The organism is Marinobacter sp. F3R08, assembly GCF_018860425.1.
Classification (GTDB): Bacteria; Pseudomonadota; Gammaproteobacteria; order Pseudomonadales; family Oleiphilaceae; genus Marinobacter.
In genome coordinates this window covers 38,137-50,911 of sequence record NZ_JAHKPI010000005.1, presented here as the reverse complement: position 1 = coordinate 50,911, position 12,775 = coordinate 38,137, and the positions used below count along the sequence as shown (strand labels likewise).

Below are 12,775 nucleotides of genomic sequence, written 5' to 3'. Positions count from 1 at the left end.
ATCAGAGTTCTTCCAGTGCCGTGAGCGCGTCACTGAGCTTGGTTACAGGAATCACCTTCATACCCTCAATTGCCTTGCGTGGTGCATTGGGTTTCGGCACCAGAGCGCGGGTAAAGCCGTGTTTTGCTGCTTCGTAGATTCGTTCCTGGCCGCTGGGAACCGGACGGATTTCACCGGAGAGGCCAACTTCGCCGAATATCACCAGATCCTGGGGCAGGGCACGGTCGCGGAAGGAGGAAACGATCGCGGCCAGCAGGGCCAGGTCTGCGCTGGTTTCATTGACTTTCACACCGCCAACCACGTTCACGAAGACGTCCTGGTCTGACACGTGCATTCCTCCGTGCCGGTGCAGGACCGCGAGCAGCATGGCTAGCCGGTTCTGGTCCAGGCCAACCGCCACCCTTCTCGGATACCCCCCCTGAGCCATGTCCACCAGGGCCTGGATCTCCACGAGCATTGGGCGTGTGCCTTCCCAGACCACCATGACTACGCTACCGGGCGCCGCTTCTTCACCGCGATTCAGGAATATGGCGCTGGGATTCTTCACTTCCTTCAGGCCTTGCTCGAGCATGGCAAACACGCCGAGTTCATTGACCGCACCAAAGCGGTTCTTGATGCCGCGCAGAGTGCGATAACGGCTGTCGCTGGAACCTTCCAGAAGAATGGAGCAATCGATCATGTGCTCCAGGACTTTCGGGCCGGCCAGACTGCCGTCTTTGGTGACATGGCCGACGAGGAACAAAATGGTGCCGGTCTGTTTGGCGAAGCGCGTCAGATAGGCGGCGCTTTCGCGCACTTGGGAGACACTGCCGGGTGCGGACTCGATGTCCGCTACATGCATCACCTGGATACTGTCTACGACCAGAATTCGGGGCTTCTCCGCCTCGGCGACCTGCATGACGCGTTCAACACTGGTTTCAGACAGCATCTTCAGATCGCTGGTGGGTAATCCGAGCCGTTTGGCTCGCATGGCGACCTGCTGAAGAGATTCCTCGCCGGTGACGTACAGAGCGGGGACACTGGCGGCGAGATGGCAGACCGCCTGAAGCAGAAGGGTACTCTTGCCTGCGCCCGGATGGCCGCCCATCAGAACAGCCGAGCCCTCGACGAGACCTCCGCCCAGAACCCGGTCAAACTCCTGCATACCGGAGCTGATACGGGGCTGCTCTGCCAGGCTGACATCATCCAGGCTCTGGACTTCCGACAAGCTGCCGGCGAATCCCTCGAAGCGGGCGCCACGGGCACCTTTGGCATTGCTGCTGACGCCACGGACTTCGCTGATGGTATTCCAGGCCTGGCAGGCTGTGCACTGGCCCTGCCATTTGGAATAGTCTGCACCGCATTCGGTGCAGACATATGCGGTTTTGGCTTTTGCCATCAGGCCAGCTTCTTGTACTTCATGCGCTGGGGCTGCATCGCAGAATCCCCTTTGCGCTTCTTGAAGTCCTCGTCGTACTCCGTGAAGTTGCCCTCGAAGTACACGACCTCTCCATCATCCTCAAACGCCAGGATGTGGCTGGCTACCCGGTCCAGGAACCAGCGGTCGTGCGAGATCACCAGAGCTGAGCCCGGGAAATTGAGCAGGGCCTCTTCCAGGGCCCGCAGGGTTTCCACGTCCAGATCGTTGGTTGGTTCGTCCAGCAGCAACACGTTGCCGCCCTGTTTCAGCAGCTTGGCCAGGTGCAGACGGTTGCGTTCGCCGCCAGACAGGTCGCCAACCCGCTTCTGCTGGTCGCTGCCCTTGAAGTTGAAGCGGCCAACGTAGGCCCTGGAAGGTGTCTCGTAGTTGCCGACCTTGATGATGTCGTTGCCATCAGAGAGCTCTTCCCAGACAGTCTTGCTGCCGTCCAGATCGCGCATCTGGTCCACGTAGGCGAGTTCCACTGTTTCGCCGACGGTGATGTCGCCTGAATCGGGCGTGTCGTAACCCCCAATCATCTTGAACAGGGTGGATTTGCCGGCCCCGTTACCACCGATAATGCCCACAATGGCACCCGGCGGCACACTGAACGACACGTTTTCATAAAGCAGGCGATCCCCGAAGGACTTGCTGATTCCGTCTACCTCAATCACCTTGTTGCCAAGACGTGGTCCGGGCGGAATGTACAGCTCATTGGTTTCGTTACGCTTCTGGAATTCCTGGGAGCTCATTTCCTCAAAGCGGGCCAGGCGGGCCTTGCTCTTGGACTGGCGCCCTTTAGCATTGCTGCGAACCCACTCCAGCTCCTGCTTGATGGCTTTCTGATGAGAGGCTTCCTGTTTGGACTCCATCTCCAGACGCTTTTCCTTGTTCTCCAGCCACTGACTATAGTTGCCTTCAAACGGTATGCCGTGGCCACGGTCCAGTTCCAGGATCCAGCCCGCGACGTTATCCAGGAAGTATCGGTCGTGGGTAATCGCAACCACGGTGCCTTCGTAATCGTGCAGGAAGCGCTCGAGCCACGCTACGGATTCGGCATCCAGGTGGTTGGTAGGCTCGTCAAGCAGCAGCATGTCCGGCCCCGACAGCAGCAGGCGGCACAGGGCAACGCGGCGGCGCTCACCGCCAGACAGTACTTTGACCTGCTGATCCCATGGTGGAAGTCGCAGAGCGTCTGCGGCGACGTTCATCTTGCGCTCGATGTCGTGCCCGTCAGTGGCCTGAATGTAGGCTTCCAGTTGACCCTGTTTCTTGGCGAGCGCGTCGAAATCTGCATCGGGTTCGGCATAGGCCGCGTAAACCTGGTCCAGTTCAGCCAGAGCGTCATGAACGCCAGAAACGGCTTCGTCGACGATTTCCTTGACGGTTTTCTCCTCGTCGAGCTCTGGCTCCTGGGGCAGATAGCCTACATTAATGCCGGGCTGTGGACGGGCTTCTCCGATGTAATCCTGGTCAACGCCCGCCATAATGCGGAGCAGGGTGGATTTACCGGCACCGTTCAAGCCCAGAACGCCGATCTTGGCGCCGGGGAAGAAGCTCAGTGAGATGTCTTTCAGGATCTCGCGCTTGGGCGGTACAACCTTGCCCACGCGGTTCATGGTGTATACGTATTGGGCCATGTTGGCGTAAACCTCTTTAAAAACAGGTTCGTGAATTCGAATGCTGGTGGCGAGGTCGGCTGGACCTCCCTCGATAGGACTGCGTGCTGTTGACCCGGTAAGGTATCGAAACCCATCGGTGATAGCAATTGAGCAGAAACCGGAGTTGGCCGCATGCCGGTATCTGCGGACGGTATAAAGGATGATTTTTTACCCGTTTGTAAGATAGAATAGCGGCCCAATTTTTCAGGGAGCCTGCGGAGATTCTCAAACCTCTCCGGGCCAGCCAAGCACACAGGGGCAGCGCATCCATGTTTAATCGTGAAATGAAAATCGCCGGCTTTGACGACGAGCTCTGGAACGCCATGCAGGCGGAAGAGAAACGCCAGGAAGCTCACATCGAGCTGATCGCGTCTGAGAATTACACCAGCCCCCGGGTGATGGAAGCCCAGGGCAGCGTGCTGACCAATAAATACGCGGAAGGCTATCCGGGCAAGCGCTACTACGGCGGTTGTGAGTTTGTCGATATCGCTGAAGATCTGGCGATTGAGCGTGCCAAAGAACTGTTTGGTGCAGCCTACGCGAACGTTCAGCCGCATTCCGGCTCCCAGGCTAACTCTGCGGTGTTTATGGCGCTGCTGAAGCCCGGCGATACCGTGCTCGGTATGAGCCTGGCTCACGGTGGTCACCTGACCCACGGTGCCAGCGTAAACTTTTCCGGCAAGATCTATCATGCCGTTCAGTATGGCCTGAACCCGGAAACCGGCCTGATTGATTACGACGAAGTGGAAGCGCTGGCGGTTGAGCATAAGCCGAAAATGGTTATTGCCGGTTTCTCAGCCTACTCACAGGAACTGGATTTTGCCCGCTTCCGCGAGATTGCTGACAAGGTTGGCGCCTATCTGTTCGTTGACATGGCTCATGTCGCGGGCCTTGTTGCTGCCGGTGTTTACCCGGACCCGGTTCCCCACGCCCACGTGGTTGCAACCACGACCCACAAGACCCTGCGCGGTCCCCGTGGCGGCCTGATTCTGGCCTGTGATGACGCCGATCTTCACAAGAAGCTGAACTCTGCGGTGTTCCCGGGCGGTCAGGGTGGTCCGTTGATGCACGTAATCGCCGCCAAGGCTATTTGCTTCAAGGAAGCCATGAGCGACGAGTTCAAGGTTTACCAGCAACAGGTCGTCAAGAATGCCTCTGCCATGGCTCAGGTATTTGTAGATCGCGGCTATGACGTGGTGTCTGGTGGCACAAAGAACCACCTGTTCCTGGTCAGCCTGATCAAACAGGACATCACCGGTAAAGATGCTGATGCTGCTCTTGGCCGGGCTCATATCACCGTGAACAAAAACGCGGTTCCCAACGATCCCCGCTCGCCATTTGTCACATCCGGTCTGCGCATTGGTACTCCGGCGATCACCACCCGCGGTTTTGGTGAATCCGAGTGCCGCGATCTGGCTGGCTGGATCTGCGATATCCTCGATAACCTTGACGATGAGGCGGTAAACAGCCGGGTTCGTGAACAGGTGAGTGCTCTGTGCGCACGTTTCCCTGTGTATGGCTGATTGTCTTGTAGCCAGGTTACAGGCATGACCCGCCGGGCCAATCAGTTGGCCCGGCTTCCTCTTCGGAGTTCCCGACTATGCATTGTCCCTTCTGTGGTGAAGCAGATACCAAGGTGATTGACTCGCGGCTGGTGGCTGAGGGTGATCAGGTGCGTCGCCGCAGGGAATGTCTGTCGTGCCGTGAGCGTTTTACCACGTTCGAGTCTGCTGAACTGGTAATGCCGCGCGTCGTTAAGCAGGACGGCACCCGCCAGCCGTTTGATGAAGAAAAGCTGCGCTCGGGACTGATGAAGGCCCTGGAGAAGCGGCCCGTCAGTATTGAGCAGATTGATGCTGCGCTCAACCGGATCAAATACCGTTTGCGGGCGACTGGCGAGCGGGAAGTGAAATCGATGCAGTTGGGTGAAGAGGTAATGACTGAGTTGCGTCAGTTGGACAAAGTTGCTTACGTTCGTTTCGCTTCAGTATATCGGAGCTTTCAGGATATCAACGAGTTCAAGGAAGAGATCGAGAGGCTGTCGGCTAGCAATGGCGAAGCTGCTGTTGATGTCGCCAAAGCGTTGGCCGATAACCACGCTCCCGAAGGAAAAGCATGATCGAAAACCGCGACAGGGCCATGATGGCGCGAGCTGTCCAGCTTGCCTGGCGTGGTCGCTACTCTACTCATCCCAACCCCCGGGTTGGTTGCGTTATCGCCCGTGGAGATCTGGTGCTGGGTGAGGGTTGGCACGAACGTGCCGGGGAAGCTCATGCCGAAATTCGTGCTTTGAGCCAGGCAGGTCCCGAGGCGCGTGGCGCGACAGCGTATGTGACACTGGAGCCCTGCAGCCATTTCGGCCGTACCCCGCCTTGTGCGAGAGCATTGATTGATGCGGGTATAGCTCATGTCTATGCGGCAACCAAAGATCCGAACCCATCGGTATCCGGTCGCGGGCTGGATATGCTCAGGGAAGCCGGAGTGCGTGTCACGGAAGGGCTGCTGGCGGACGAGGCCGGTCGCCTGAATCCGGGGTTCATGAAGCGTATGAATACCGGCCGCCCCTGGGTGCGATTGAAAATGGCTGCAAGTCTGGATGGCCGGACGGCGATGGCCTCGGGCGAGAGTCAGTGGATAACCGGCCCTGAGGCTCGCCGGGATGTCCAACGCCTGAGAGCGATCAGTGATGCCATTCTCACGGGTGTGGGTACGGTCCTCGCCGATGACCCTTCGTTGACGGTTCGGCGCGAGGATCTGGGTGATATCGGCGATGCGACAGAGCCCTCCAGGCAGCCCCTGCGGGTGATTGCCGACCGGGATGCACGTTCACCGTCTTCGGCAAAGATCCTGCAGGGCGGGAATGTCCAGGTGTTCTGCGCGTCGTCAACACTGGCTACTGCGCCGGCTCAGGACCTGGCGGCTCTGGGGATCAGCCTGACCGGTGTCGCCTGGAAAGACAACGGCATCGACCTGGCTGAACTGTTGGACTCCCTAGGCGAGCTTGGGATCAATGAGTTGCTGGTAGAGGCGGGTCCGACACTCGCTGGCACGTTTATCAGCGAAAAACTGGTCGACGAACTCTGGCTTTATCAGGCGCCAGTTTTCCTTGGTAGCACTGGCCGGCCGACCGCACACCTGCCACTGGAAACCATGGCAGATAAAGTACAATGGAAGGTCCTGGATCGACGCCAGGTGGGGGAGGATCAGCGCCTGATCCTCGTTCGCCGGTAATCAATAAACTCAGGGTAGTCTGGTGGCCAAAACCAGCCGGAACTCCGCAAGGGTGCAAAACCATATGGCACTGAACAGCATTGAAGACATTATTGAAGATATCCGTCAGGGCAAAATGGTCATACTGATGGATGACGAAGATCGCGAGAACGAGGGCGATCTCGTCATGGCTGCTGAGCATTGTACGGCCGAAGCTATCAACTTCATGGCCCGATTTGGCCGTGGCCTGATCTGTATGCCCATGACCCGGGGCCGCTGTGAGCAACTGGGTCTGCCGTTGATGGTCCAGCAGAATGCCTCCGGGTTCGGAACCAAGTTTACCCTCTCTATCGAGGCGGCTGTAGGCGTGACCACGGGCATTTCGGCCGCAGATCGCGCGCGCACGGTTCAGGCGGCGGTAGCACGTGATGCCAAAGCCAGTGACCTGGTCCAGCCTGGTCATATTTTCCCGTTGATGTCTGATCCGGGCGGGGTTCTGAGCCGGGCCGGTCATACGGAAGCATCCTGCGACCTTGCGTCCCTGGCGGGTTGCGAACCAGCTGGTGTTATTTGTGAGATCATGAATGACGACGGCTCCATGGCCCGTCGGGAAGACCTGGAGTTGTTTGCAGAAGAGCACAACCTCAAGATCGGTACCATTGCCGACCTGATTCATTATCGAACCATGAACGAACGCACCGTAGAGTGCGTTGAAGAGAATGATCTGGATACCGAATACGGCGTTTTCAGACTTCGTACCTACCGGGACAACATTCAGGGGGCGACGCATCTGGCCATGGTGATGGGGGAGATTTCTCCCGATGAGCCGGCCTATGTCCGGGTCCACATCACCGACACCCTGCGGGATCTTCTGGGGGCTCGCCGAAAGGATTCACGAAGCTGGCCGCTGCACCACGCTCTGGAAAAAGTGGCGGCAGAAGGCAAGGGTGCGGTCGTTCTGCTGAACAGCGCCGAGGACAGCTATAATCTGGAAGATCGTATCCACAAGTTCTTTGATGAAGGTAAAGGGGCCTCCTCCAGCAAGGGTAGTTCCGGTGTCTATTTCACTGTGGGTACTGGCTCCCAGATTCTGCGGGACATAGGCGTTGGGCAGATGCGCCTGCTGAGCCCGCCCATTAAATTCTCAGCCATTTCCGGTTTCGATCTGGAAGTTGTTGAATACGTTCCCTATACCCCTGAATGATAAACCTGGTCGCAGCCATGTTGCCGCGACCCGCGAAGGAGCCATCGATGGCAGATATCAGAGTAATTGAAGGTGATTTTACCGGATGTACCGGGCGTTATGCGCTGGTCGTGGGCCGGTTCAACGGCTTTGTTGTGGAAAGCCTGGTGGAAGGAGCTCTGGATACCCTGCGCCGACACGGTATTTCTGATGACAATGTTACTATCGTCCGTGTGCCCGGGGCCTATGAAATGCCTCTGGCGGTCAAGCGTGTTGCCGAAACGGGCAATTTTGACGCTATTATCGCCCTGGGTGCCGTCATCCGTGGCGGAACGCCGCATTTCGAATACGTTGCGGGTGAAGCCTCCAGTGGTCTTGGCGCCGTGAGCCTGGATACCGATGTGCCCGTGACCTTCGGCGTACTGACGGTGGATTCTATTGAGCAGGCCATTGAGCGCTCGGGCACCAAGGCCGGTAACAAAGGCGCTGAAGCGGCCATCACGGCCCTTGAAATGGTCAGCCTTTTCAAAAAGCTGGGTGAGTAATGAGCGAAACTGAAGGTACATCACCGAGGCCGGCATCGTCCGGCCAACCAAAAGCCGGTGATCGACGCAGAGCCAGGGCTCTGGCAATGCAGGGGTTGTATCAGCGTCATTTCAGCAAGACTGCGATTTCTGACATTGAAGCCGAGTTCATGGTCGACAATGACATGAGCAAGGTAGACCTGCTGTATTTCCGGGATCTGCTGCGGGGCGTGCACCGGGAGCAGGGTGACCTGGATAAGCTGATTGAACCGTTTCTGGACCGTCCCATCCATGAGGTGGACCCGGTTGAAATGGCCATTGTCCGTCTGGGCGCCTATGAGTTGAAGCATCGGCTGGATGTGCCCTACAAGGTCGTCATCAACGAAGGCATTGAAATGGCCAAACGCTTTGGTGGCACAGAGGGGCACAAGTTTGTGAACAGTATTCTCGACAAGCTGAGCGGCCGCCTCCGGCTTGCCGAGACCCGATCCCGCTAGCCGATGGGCGAGTTTGATCTGATTCGGCGGTATTTTCTTCCACTGGTGGGCCAAAGAGAATCCCGGTCCCTACTCCTGGGGCCCGGGGATGATTGCGCGATTCAGCGGATCCCTCCCGGTCGGGACCTTGTCTTTTCCGTGGACGCCCTTGTGGAGGGGGTCCACTTTCCCCGGAACTATCGTCCCGACTACCTGGGTTGGCGTGCTCTTGCGGTAGCAGCCAGTGATCTTGCCGCGATGGGCGCCGATCCGGAATGTTTCACGCTTGCGCTGACATTGCCGGCTGTCGATGAGTGCTGGCTTGAAAGTTTTTCGAGGGGGCTAAAAAGCGCCAGTGAGGCATTCGGTCTCGCATTGGCTGGCGGGGATACTACGTCCGGCCCGCTAACGTTGAGTGTGCAGGTACATGGCACCGTGGAGAGTGGGAAAGGTGTTCGGCGTTCCGGGGCCCGTCCCGGCGATCTGGTAGCCGTTTCTGGAACCCTTGGTAACGCCGGCGCGGCCCTCGATTATCTTTCAGACCCTGCGCCCTCGGCTGATATGCTCGCCGTACTGGAACATTACCACCGTCCCCGCCCAAGACTGGATCTTGCAGAGGCTGTGCGTCAGTTTGCCAGCGCCGCCATTGATATCTCTGATGGCTTGCTGGCTGATCTCGGTCATATTCTTGCGGCTTCAGAAGTCGGTGCCCGGATCAACAGCGACCGACTGCCGCTTTCTCCGGCTCTTTCCAGGCTTAAAGAAGGTCGAGCCATAGATTACGCATTGCGTTCAGGGGACGATTACGAGCTTTGCCTTTGCTTTTCTGCGGAAAACTGGGATCGTGCACCGGAATTATTGAAAAGCCAGGTTACGCTGATCGGCACTGTTGAAGCTGAGCCGGGTTTGTATCTCGATGGTGAGCACTGGGCTTTGGAAGCCTTGCCTTCGGGATTTGATCATTTCAGGAGTGAATCATGAGTCAAGACGATCAGGCCTCGGAACCCGAAACTCCCGCAATGATATTGCCGCCGGGCTTTCTTCGAAATCCGGTACATCTGCTGGCATTCGGATTTGGCAGTGGCGCAACGGCGAGGGCGCCCGGTACCTGGGGCAGCCTTGCAGCGATCCCGATCTGGTATGCGTTTGCCTGGTTGCCGCCTGTGGGCTACTGGCTGGTGGTTCTGGCTGCTTTCCTTGTGGGTATCTGGTTGTGCGGAAAGACAGCTGAAGATCTCAAAGTGCATGATCATGGCGGTATTGTCTGGGACGAATTCGTCGGAATGTGGATTGCGCTTGGCTTGTTCCCTGACAACCTTTACGGGGTATTGTCCGCGTTTGCTCTTTTTCGGCTGTTTGATATTGCAAAACCCTGGCCCATCAATTGGTTGGACCAGCATCTCCCTGGAGGGCTGGGGATCATGGTGGACGATGTGATCGCCGGTCTCATGGCGCTGGTGTGCTTGTGGGCCGTGGACTGGTGGCTGGTACCTGTGATGGTTTAGATGGCTTCAGGAACCTGGTCAGTGAAGCTGCGGCTCTTCGGGCAACATACGGACAACATGAAGAAACCGCTTAAGGCCAACCTCTGCTCGCTCACGTGAGGCGAAAGGTCCGCTGTCAAACCCTTCACGGGTGGTGAAGTACCATTTGCTCCCTACGCAGAAGAAACGACTGCTGCGGAAGGGGACCCGTCCCTCTTCTCCGGTCCTGTGCTGGGTTTCCATGGCATCTCCTGTGCCGCCCGCTTTTCGTTTTTGCTTCTCGGGCTCCGCGTTGATATTTGTCATTCTGTATAAAATTAAACCAATTCAGGGCGAATTCAACATTTATTTACAATTTCCTGGATTGCGTTCTCATTGGAGCCCGTATTTAAAAGCACCCAGTGCCATCGTGAAACGTGCTGCTGTCTTGCCCTTGTCAGATGCACTCGTCAGAATGTTATGAAACAGGCGCCAGCCTGATGCTGTTTTCATCCTCATATCCAGGAGACTAAATGAACATTTCTCATGTTAACCGTGTGTTCCACGTAACAGGAAAGGGAGCGCGCAGGTTGTTTGCACGCGCTCGCGCAGGACTGGTTGCCGCACTGGTATTGTTTCTGGCTGGGTGCGCCTCCAGCATAAGTGTCATCGAAACCTGGGACGGCAACCCTCCCGCTGCGGCCAATGCAGCGACACTTGAGTCACCGGGTGAAATTCGTGTTATCTCGGTGAACGGCCGCTCCATGACCAATTTCCTTATGGATGATCTGGCCTTGGATTACGCTCTGCTTCCTGGTGAGAACGAAGTTGCCTTCGTCTACAAGACAATCTGGGCGAAAAGTGGTGTTGTCAGAAACGGAGAATCGAAGGTTCACGTGATTGAGAGTGAACCGCAGTTCGTTCGCTTTGAGGCAGACGCCGGTGAGACCTATCGATTCGAGTTTGATAAGCCCGGGTCGCGTCAGGAGGCGGAGCAGGAGATGCCAGACTTCTCCGCAGACATCGTCTCCTCAGAAGGATTGTCCGTAGCAACCTCAACCATCTGGGATCCGGAAGAGCAGATCACCAGTTCCCGAACACCGATTCCGCCATCTACCTCCGGTAGCGATAAGGTCAGTGATGATAGCGCACTCGAACAGCTTAAGACTGTTTGGGGGAAAGCAAGTGAGGACGAGAAGAAAGCCTTTCTCCGTTGGGCGTTTGAATAATCTGAGCGACGTGTAATCGTTTCCGGCGCCAGTTCAGGGCCGGAAACGTTTGAGTGCTTTTTTGAGGAGTCCCTCCATTGCCGTCATAGCGTCATCGGCCAGGGTTTGTGTTGGCGAGGGGGCCGCGGGCCCTTCGGCATCGTTCGAGTCGAGTCGTTGCATAGCGACTTCGATGGCTTTGAGGCTTTCGTTCACGTGAGCCTCGAGGGATTCTCCTTCAGCCACCACATCCGGGCAGGCGGTGAAATTGAGAGTCAGCTTTCCTTCATAGCTCACCGCAACGATGACCAGTCCCATACTGTCGAACAGTGGAGCGGTATTGTATTGCTGGGTCAGGCGAGCTCCCTGCAGATAGAGCGGTACCTGAGGCCCGGGAACGTTGGTAATGGGCAGATTGAACACCGGCTGGTATCGCTGGGCAATCTGCAGTTCCGAGTAAAGTCTCGCGGACAGCGCCAGCATGGTGGACGGCAAGAGTTCCGTCAGCCGATCGGCAGCAATGGCTTCCCTGTAAGGTTCCGAAGCAACTGCGTTCCAGTGAATCCGGCGAATTCGTTGGGCTGGGTTGGTTTCATCGGTTGCCAGATCCAGTAGCATGGCGGACATCTGGTTCCCGGTTGCCCGGCGGAGACTGTTGGAGCGTACCGAGATTGGTGTCATGGCCACCAGAGACTTGTCGGCATTGGCGCCTTCGCTGATCAGATAGCGCCTCAGGGTTTCGGCACACAGACCAAGAACCACATCGTTCAGTGTCACGTCGCCGAGAAATGCCTTGATAGTTTTCAGTCTGGAAAGCTCTACATTGGCGGAGACAATCTGCCGATTTGCCGTTATCTGCCGATTGAAGGGGCTGTGTGGGGCCGAAAACAGCGGCAGCGGGAGTGGAAGTTTACGCAACTGTTTCTGGATCAGGCCACGGGCTGTGGCCTCAGCGGCGTTGAACACCAGAGAGGTGAACTGAAGCGGTGTGCGAACGATGTTCGCGCCGGCTTGCAGCACCACTCGCTCCTCAGAGGGTTCCGGCTCGGGCTGCCAGGGTCGCGGTGGTGTAATCGGGCTGGGCTCGGGCGTGTATTCGAGCAGTTTGCCCATGATTTCCTCGCCACTGAAGGCGTCAATAGCGGCGTGATGCAGTTTGACAATGAGGGCAAAACCGTCGCTGCCAGTGTTGTTCTCACCGAGCTTGAAGCCGTCAATGAAGGTGATGTGCCAGAGGGGACGATCTCTCTTTAGTGGCTCTTCCAGGATCCGGGAGGCCAGCGTCATCAGGCTTGCCTTTCGGCCGTGTTCGCCCAGATTGACATAAGCGAGATGGCGCTCAATGCTGAAATCAGGGTCATCAATCCAATAGGGGCGGCCCAGACGCAAAGGGATTTCTTTCAGGCGCTGGCGAAAGACCGGCACGACATGCAGGCGGCTTCGCAGATAGGCGACAAAAGTGCTGAAAGAAAGCGGCCTGTCCTGCTCGGAGGCATCGAAGAGATAGATGCCTCCGATGTGCATCGGTGTTGTTTCCGATTCCAGATACAGAAATGAGGCATCCAATTCAGACAGTTGGCGCATCATGAAGCTCCCTCCCGCGTTGGTGTGAGCCGCAGTATAAACGAATGGCCCGGCTACCTGTTGGCTC

The 12,775-nt window shown here is 57.2% G+C and carries 13 protein-coding genes; 9 read left to right on the top strand and 4 right to left on the bottom strand.

Going from position 1 to position 12,775, the window contains the following annotated elements; translation table 11 throughout:
- Position 1: 1 nt before the first annotated feature.
- Together radA and ettA are read right to left on the bottom strand one after the other, a co-directional pair.
- A complete protein-coding gene (gene radA / locus KO499_RS01085; protein ID WP_215981915.1) occupies positions 2-1,378 on the bottom strand; it encodes a DNA repair protein RadA in 1,377 nt (458 codons plus the stop codon).
- Positions 1,378-3,039, bottom strand: coding sequence for an energy-dependent translational throttle protein EttA (ettA, locus tag KO499_RS01080; protein WP_215981914.1), 1,662 nt, complete (start codon positions 3,037-3,039; stop codon positions 1,378-1,380). Before ettA ends, radA begins: the two co-directional genes overlap by 1 nt.
- A 290-nt stretch (positions 3,040-3,329) precedes the next feature.
- Between ettA and glyA the strand changes: the two genes are divergently transcribed.
- The 8 genes from glyA to KO499_RS01040 all read left to right on the top strand — a co-directional run bounded on the left by glyA (position 3,330) and on the right by KO499_RS01040 (position 9,958).
- Positions 3,330-4,583, top strand: coding sequence for a serine hydroxymethyltransferase (gene glyA / locus KO499_RS01075; protein ID WP_215981913.1), 1,254 nt, complete (start codon positions 3,330-3,332; stop codon positions 4,581-4,583).
- A gap of 77 nt (positions 4,584-4,660) precedes the next feature.
- Positions 4,661-5,179, top strand: a complete 519-nt coding sequence (nrdR, locus tag KO499_RS01070) for a transcriptional regulator NrdR (protein WP_215981912.1) — start codon at positions 4,661-4,663, stop codon at positions 5,177-5,179.
- Positions 5,176-6,291 carry a bifunctional diaminohydroxyphosphoribosylaminopyrimidine deaminase/5-amino-6-(5-phosphoribosylamino)uracil reductase RibD gene (gene ribD, locus KO499_RS01065; RefSeq protein WP_215981911.1) on the top strand — a complete coding sequence of 372 codons (1,116 nt, stop codon included), beginning with the start codon at positions 5,176-5,178 and terminating at the stop codon, positions 6,289-6,291. The genes nrdR and ribD overlap by 4 nt, the downstream gene beginning before the upstream one ends.
- A gap of 64 nt (positions 6,292-6,355) precedes the next feature.
- A complete protein-coding gene (gene ribBA / locus KO499_RS01060; RefSeq protein WP_215981910.1) occupies positions 6,356-7,474 on the top strand; it encodes a bifunctional 3,4-dihydroxy-2-butanone-4-phosphate synthase/GTP cyclohydrolase II in 1,119 nt (372 codons plus the stop codon).
- A gap of 47 nt (positions 7,475-7,521) precedes the next feature.
- Positions 7,522-7,998, top strand: coding sequence for a 6,7-dimethyl-8-ribityllumazine synthase (gene ribE / locus KO499_RS01055; protein ID WP_215981909.1), 477 nt, complete (start codon positions 7,522-7,524; stop codon positions 7,996-7,998).
- Positions 7,998-8,474, top strand: a complete 477-nt coding sequence (nusB, locus tag KO499_RS01050) for a transcription antitermination factor NusB (protein ID WP_215981908.1) — start codon at positions 7,998-8,000, stop codon at positions 8,472-8,474. Before ribE ends, nusB begins: the two co-directional genes overlap by 1 nt.
- Positions 8,475-8,477: 3 nt before the next feature.
- Positions 8,478-9,434 (top strand): thiamine-phosphate kinase, encoded by a 957-nt coding sequence (gene thiL / locus KO499_RS01045; RefSeq protein WP_215981907.1) that lies wholly within the window; start codon positions 8,478-8,480, stop codon positions 9,432-9,434.
- Positions 9,431-9,958, top strand: a complete 528-nt coding sequence (locus KO499_RS01040) for a phosphatidylglycerophosphatase A (RefSeq protein WP_215981906.1) — start codon at positions 9,431-9,433, stop codon at positions 9,956-9,958. The genes thiL and KO499_RS01040 overlap by 4 nt, the downstream gene beginning before the upstream one ends.
- Before the next feature lie 18 nt (positions 9,959-9,976).
- On the opposite strand, the gene KO499_RS01035 is transcribed toward KO499_RS01040, so the two are convergent.
- Positions 9,977-10,180, bottom strand: coding sequence for a DUF6316 family protein (locus KO499_RS01035; protein ID WP_215981905.1), 204 nt, complete (start codon positions 10,178-10,180; stop codon positions 9,977-9,979).
- Positions 10,181-10,449: 269 nt separating this feature from the next.
- On the opposite strand from KO499_RS01035, the gene KO499_RS01030 reads away from it, so the two are divergent.
- Positions 10,450-11,145 carry a DUF2057 family protein gene (locus KO499_RS01030; protein ID WP_215981904.1) on the top strand — a complete coding sequence of 232 codons (696 nt, stop codon included), beginning with the start codon at positions 10,450-10,452 and terminating at the stop codon, positions 11,143-11,145.
- 33 nt (positions 11,146-11,178) lie between these two features.
- Here the strand turns inward: KO499_RS01030 and KO499_RS01025 are convergent, their stop codons facing one another.
- Positions 11,179-12,708 carry a WS/DGAT/MGAT family O-acyltransferase gene (locus KO499_RS01025; RefSeq protein WP_215982002.1) on the bottom strand — a complete coding sequence of 510 codons (1,530 nt, stop codon included), beginning with the start codon at positions 12,706-12,708 and terminating at the stop codon, positions 11,179-11,181.
- Between the last annotated feature and the right edge of the window lie 67 nt (positions 12,709-12,775).

Coding starts and splice junctions, on each gene's coding strand:
- radA (WP_215981915.1), bottom strand. CDS start 1,378: ATGGCAAAAGCCAAAACCGCATATGTCTGCACCGAATGCGGTGCAGAC.
- ettA (WP_215981914.1), bottom strand. CDS start 3,039: ATGGCCCAATACGTATACACCATGAACCGCGTGGGCAAGGTTGTACCG.
- glyA (WP_215981913.1), top strand. CDS start 3,330: ATGTTTAATCGTGAAATGAAAATCGCCGGCTTTGACGACGAGCTCTGG.
- nrdR (WP_215981912.1), top strand. CDS start 4,661: ATGCATTGTCCCTTCTGTGGTGAAGCAGATACCAAGGTGATTGACTCG.
- ribD (WP_215981911.1), top strand. CDS start 5,176: ATGATCGAAAACCGCGACAGGGCCATGATGGCGCGAGCTGTCCAGCTT.
- ribBA (WP_215981910.1), top strand. CDS start 6,356: ATGGCACTGAACAGCATTGAAGACATTATTGAAGATATCCGTCAGGGC.
- ribE (WP_215981909.1), top strand. CDS start 7,522: ATGGCAGATATCAGAGTAATTGAAGGTGATTTTACCGGATGTACCGGG.
- nusB (WP_215981908.1), top strand. CDS start 7,998: ATGAGCGAAACTGAAGGTACATCACCGAGGCCGGCATCGTCCGGCCAA.
- thiL (WP_215981907.1), top strand. CDS start 8,478: ATGGGCGAGTTTGATCTGATTCGGCGGTATTTTCTTCCACTGGTGGGC.
- KO499_RS01040 (WP_215981906.1), top strand. CDS start 9,431: ATGAGTCAAGACGATCAGGCCTCGGAACCCGAAACTCCCGCAATGATA.
- KO499_RS01035 (WP_215981905.1), bottom strand. CDS start 10,180: ATGGAAACCCAGCACAGGACCGGAGAAGAGGGACGGGTCCCCTTCCGC.
- KO499_RS01030 (WP_215981904.1), top strand. CDS start 10,450: ATGAACATTTCTCATGTTAACCGTGTGTTCCACGTAACAGGAAAGGGA.
- KO499_RS01025 (WP_215982002.1), bottom strand. CDS start 12,708: ATGCGCCAACTGTCTGAATTGGATGCCTCATTTCTGTATCTGGAATCG.